4 protein-coding genes are annotated in these 5,236 nt (G+C 68.6%); 2 read left to right on the plus strand and 2 right to left on the minus strand.

Going from position 1 to position 5,236, the window contains the following annotated elements:
- The coding region (locus ACXJKR_RS23685) for a Dyp-type peroxidase (protein WP_457324898.1) at nt 1–2,192 on the minus strand (2,192 nt) is incomplete at its 3' end.
- A gap of 206 nt (nt 2,193–2,398) precedes the next feature.
- Between ACXJKR_RS23685 and ACXJKR_RS23690 the strand changes: the two genes are divergently transcribed.
- A complete protein-coding gene (locus tag ACXJKR_RS23690) occupies nt 2,399–2,680 on the plus strand; it encodes a hypothetical protein (RefSeq protein ID WP_457324899.1) in 282 nt (93 codons plus the stop codon).
- 137 nt (nt 2,681–2,817) lie between these two features.
- Here ACXJKR_RS23690 and recQ read toward each other — a convergent pair whose 3' ends face one another.
- A complete protein-coding gene (gene recQ, locus ACXJKR_RS23695; RefSeq protein ID WP_457324900.1) occupies nt 2,818–4,707 on the minus strand; it encodes a DNA helicase RecQ in 1,890 nt (629 codons plus the stop codon).
- A gap of 29 nt (nt 4,708–4,736) precedes the next feature.
- On the opposite strand from recQ, the gene ACXJKR_RS23700 reads away from it, so the two are divergent.
- Nucleotides 4,737–5,231, plus strand: a complete 495-nt coding sequence (locus ACXJKR_RS23700; RefSeq protein ID WP_457324901.1) for a cupin domain-containing protein — start codon at nt 4,737–4,739, stop codon at nt 5,229–5,231.
- Nucleotides 5,232–5,236 lie beyond the last annotated feature (5 nt).

Below are 5,236 nucleotides of genomic sequence, written 5' to 3' on the forward strand. Positions count from 1 at the left end.
GGCAGGGATTTCAGCGCGGCGATGGAGGGCACGAAAAAGTACGCGCCCCATTGCAGCGTGACGAAGGGCTCGGGGCCGAGGTCGATCTCGTAGGGCTTGCCGGCGTGCTCGAAGGGGAAGAGGCGCGGGCCGCCGCTGCCGTCGACGACACCCAGCAKCGGGTCGCTCTGCGCCGCATAGCCGCCGCTCGCGTTGCCGCCGGCCACCCAGCGCTGCACCACTTCAAACTGCTCGGCCAGATGGGCGTTGTAGGCCATGAAGACGAGGCCGCGGTCCTCGTCGTCCGGGGCATCGGCATGCACCGGCGCGCCATAGCTCATGCCGCGGCGCAGGATGCGCGGCATGCGGTTCCTGGAGAAGGCCGTGCCGGCCAGGTCGCGCGGGTTGGTGCGGCGGATGTGGGCGTGGAAGGGGCAGGCCGAGCCTTGCGCGTCCTTGGCGAAGTTGAAGTCATTGCTGCTGCCCGAGGCCTCGGGCGCCGCGAGCGGCCGGCCGTCCTGCCAGCGGCCCATCAGCTTGGCAAGCACCAGCTCGTGGTCCAGGCCGATCTTCCTGGCCTCCTGGTAGGTGCGCTTGGCAAAGCGACCGGTGTACTGGCGCAGCTTGCGCACCACCAGGAAGCTGCCGCGATCCAGCAGCGCATCGGGCTGCTCGGGCACGGTGTAGCCCTTGTCGCGCTCGGTGGGGAAGCCTTGCAACACCTCGCCGTACTTGACCTTGTCGTCCCAGGCCAGGCCCGTGGGCGGTGCGTCGTCCGGCGTCGGCACGGGCTGGCTGATGCCGTCCTTGAAGCCGAAGTGCTCCTTGTCGGCCGCATTGCTGCGCATGGGCTCGATGGCCATCAGCGCCAGGCCGGTGTTGACGGTCAAGGCCTCGGCCAACTCCTTCAGGCGCTTGTCGTCGGCCGCAGTGAAGTTCTCGCCCGGCTCGGCGGCCGCAAAGCGCAGCTGCACGAGGACATGGGCGTTGGCGGGGTCAATGCGGTCGATCTTGTTGACATGAGGCGCCAGCACCCAGTGCGAAGGGTGGTTGTGGCGCACGTCGCCCAGCAGGCCGGCGCGCGCGGCCATGCCTTCCTTGAAGGCCTGCGGGAAGCGTTCCAGGCGCGAAGCCGGGACGCCCAGCGCCCTCAGGCCTGACAGGGTCAGCGCCACCTGGCGCCAGACGGCGAGCTGGGCGCCGTCTTCGTTGTCGCGCTGGACCGGCGCGGTGCTGAGCCAGGCGACAGCCTGAGCCGGCTGGGCCACGCGCAGCAGCACCAGGCCGCCGCGGTTGCCGGGCGGTTTGCTCAGCAGGCAGCACTGCAGGTCGCCCGGCAGCAGCGACAGCTCGCGCGCCTTGATCTCGGGCTCGGGCAGCGGCTGCTCGAACCAGGCCAGCATCTCGTGATGGCGCTGGCGCAGCTGGCCGCCTGCGGTCTTGCCGCCATCCTTGGGAAACTGTTCAACCGTGCCCAGCTCGCGCAGCTCGAACAGCACGTCGTGGGTGGCGCGCAGCAGGCAGTCGCGGTCGGGTGCCCCGGTGCCGAAGTAGCGCTGCAGCGTGTACAGGCCCGCCAGCGGCAGCAGGCCGCGCGCCGCCATCGCGAAGCGCTCCTTGTCGCCAGCGGGCAGCGGCGGCGTCTCGCCGGAGGCCGGCGCGCGCAGGCGGTTGAATTCCAGCTCGTTGGCACGGCCGCGCTGAGCAGCCTCCAACCGGGCGAGGTATTCGCCATCGCCGACGCTGCGGCCGGAGGCGATGAACAGGAAGTCGGCCGAGATCTCGTGATCGCGCACCCAGCGCCCATAGGTCTCGAAGCTGCAGTCGCGCGACAGCGTGTAGGCCTCGGTGTGGCAGAGCATCAGGTCCAGCGTGGAGCCGAGCTGGTCCCAGATCACCCGCATATAGGGCTCCCAGCCGCCGTCGAAGCAGACGTTGAGCAGCAGCCGGTCGGGCGCTCCGTCCTTGCCGTCGACGATGCTCCAGCGGAAGGAATGGACGATGCGCCAACGGGCGACGATGTCGGTATAGGGCGAGGCCGGCGAGCTGGACTCGCGCGAGCCCAGGCGCAGGCCGTTGAGCGTCTTCAGCACCCTGCGCAGGCGGTCCACATAGGTGACGACCTCGAGCGCGTCGACAAAGCCGCGCTTGATGTCAGCCAGCAAGTTGAGGTCGGTGATGCCGCCGAGCTGAACGTCGTTGCCCCGTGCCATGACTCTTCTCCCTAGCTTTTAGGGGAGAAGTATCCCGGCACCGCATGACGCCGGGGACAGGGTCGGCCCTCAGGTTTAAGGAGGGATTCCGTTGATCCCTGCCGGACGCATTTCATCCGCGAAAAGCCGCAACCTATCGCAAACCCTTAGATCGGATGACCCCTCAAGATCACACTGGCGGCACACCAGAGAGAAAGAAGTCCGCCATGAACCGCATCAGCACCACCACCGCCGCCGCCCGCACCCGCCTGCAAGCCGTCAGCGCCGCCATCCTCGTCGCCCTGGTCGCCCTGACCGGCGCTACCTGGATGACGCTCACCGTGCCGGCCGAAGCGCCCGAAGTCGTCAAGCTGGACCGCGTGGTCATCAGTGGCGTGAGCACCCCGGAGCCGACGATTGCCCAGCTGCCCCGCGTCGTCATCGAAGGCCGCCGCACGCCGGATGCGACGCAAGTCGCCAGCGCCGACCTGACGGCCGCCGTCCGCTAAGCGGGCCGAGCGCCGGGCCGCCCCCTAGCCGGCCCGCACTGGCGATGTGCGTGGGGCTCAACGCCACACGCATCGCCGCCCCCTCGGGGGACCGGCCAGACTTGCCTGCGTTCAGCAAGGCGAGACTGGACGAGGGGCTAACGCCCCAACACGCGAAGGATCTCCCGGCCGTAGGCTTCGAGCTTCTTCGCCCCCACGCCGCTGATCTCCCCCAGTTCGGCCAGGTCCCCCGGCAGGACGCGGGCCATCTCCGCCAGCGTCGTGTTCTGGAAGATCACATAGGCCGGCAGGCCATGCTCCTTGGCCACCTCGGAGCGCCAGGCCTTCAGCGCCTCGAAGCGCTCATGACCTTCGGCATCCAGGCCCAGCGCCGGATCTGCCTTGGGCTTGGCACCGCCCCGCGACGTCTTTGACTTGCCGCGCGGCTTCTTCTCCTCGGCCTCGCGCAGGCGCAACTCCACCTCGCCCTTGAGCACCGCCCGTGCGCTGTCCTGCAAGGCCAGCGTATTGAACTCGCCCTCGGCGGCCACATGACCCAGCGAGATCAGCTGGCGCAGCACAGCCCGCCACTGCTGCTCGGACAGGTCGGCGCCGCAGGCCCAGGTCGACAGGTTCTCGTGGCCGTATTGCTTGGTCTTGTCGGTCGCCTTGCCCCGCAGCACGTCGATCAGGTGGCCGGCGCCGAAACGCTCGCCGCGCTGGTGGAAGCGGTAGATGCAGCTCAGCAGCTTGCGTGCCGCCTCGGTGCCGTCCCAGGTCTGCGGCGGGTTCAAGCAGTTGTCGCAGTTGCCACAGGGCGTTGACGCTTCGCCGAAGTAGCCCAGCAGCCGCACGCGCCGGCAGTCAGTCGCCTCGGCCAGCGCCAGCAACGCATCCAGCTTGCCGCGCTGGCCCTGCTTGAAGACCTCGTCGGCCGGGCTGTCGTCGATCATGCGGCGCTGGTTGACGACGTCAGCCAGGCCATAGGTCATCCAGGCCTCGGCCGGCGCGCCATCGCGGCCGGCGCGACCGGTCTCCTGGTAGTAGCTCTCGATGTTCTTGGGCAGGTCCAGGTGGGCGACGAAGCGCACGTCGGGCTTGTCGATGCCCATGCCGAAGGCGATGGTGGCCACCATGACGATGCCGTCCTCGCGCAGGAAACGGTCCTGGTGGCGGCGGCGCACGTCGGCGTCCAGGCCGGCGTGGTAGGGCAGGGCCTTGATGCCCTCGCTCTCCAGCCACGCCGCCGTCTCGTCGACCTTCTTGCGGCTCTGGCAGTAGACGATGCCGGCCTCGCCCTCGTGCTCGTCGTTGATGAAGCGCAGCAGCTGGTCGCGCGGCGAGGTCGTCTTTTCGGCGATCAGGTAGCGGATGTTGGGCCGGTCGAAGCTGCTGATGAAGACGCGTGCGTCCTGCAGTTGCAGCCGCTGGATGATGTCGGCCCGCGTCAGGTCATCGGCGGTGGCCGTCAGCGCGATGCGCGGCACATCGGGGAAGCGCTCGTGCAGCAGACTGAGCTGCAGATACTCGGAGCGGAAGTCATGCCCCCACTGGCTGACGCAATGCGCCTCGTCGATGGCGAACATCGACAGCAGGCCGCGTTCGTGCAGCGAGGCCAGCTGGGCCAGGAAGCGCGGCGTCGTCAGCCGCTCGGGCGCGGCGTAGAGCAACGTCAGCCGCCCGCTCATCATCTCGCGCTCGATGCGGCTGGCCTCCTCGCCGGTCTGGCTGGAGTTCAGGAAGGCGGCGTGCACGCCGGCCTCCTCCAGCGCACCGACCTGGTCGTGCATCAGCGCGATCAGCGGGCTGACGACGATGGCCACGCCCTGTTGGCGGGTGTGGCGCACGATGGCGGGCACCTGGTAGCACAGGCTTTTGCCACCACCGGTGGGCATCAGCACCAGCGCGTCGCCGCCGGCGGCCACCTGCTGGACGATGTCGGCCTGCTGGCCGCGGAAGGCGGTGTAGCCGAATACTGCTGACAGGACCTGGTGAGCTGCGGATTGCAGGTCGTCGGAGGCTTGGGGAAGATGCAGGGGCGGATTCATTCAGCCGCCATTGTCCCAGGAGCTTCCAGATGCCCCCGTCCGATAAAGCCGCCGAATTGCGCGAGCGCCTGATCCGCAATTTCAATGACGCGCCGCGCGAGCGCTTTGTGCGCCCGCCGCGCTACGACACCGAGACCACGTCGCTATCCAAAGGCACCGCCGCCCAGCAGTTGGGCGCCAGCTTCGACATCCTGGCGCCCGGTCAGATGGGCTGCCCTTACCACTTCCACTACGCCGAGGAGGAGATGTTCATCGTGCTGCAGGGCGAGGGCACGCTGCGCGTCGCCGGCGAGCTGGTGCCCATCCGCGCCGGCGACACCATCAACATCCCGGCAGGGCCCGAGTACCCGCATCACATCATCAACACCTCGGACGCGCCGCTGCACTACATCAGCATCAGCACGCAGAAGGAGCCGGAGATCTGTGTCTACCCGGATTCGGGCAAGGTGGGTGCTTTCGCGCCGGGCCTGCGCCTGCTTCAAAAGCAGGACGCCGGGCTGGACTACTGGGTTGATGAGCCCTAGGAGCC

It is taken from the genome of Roseateles sp. P5_E11 (assembly GCF_054049355.1).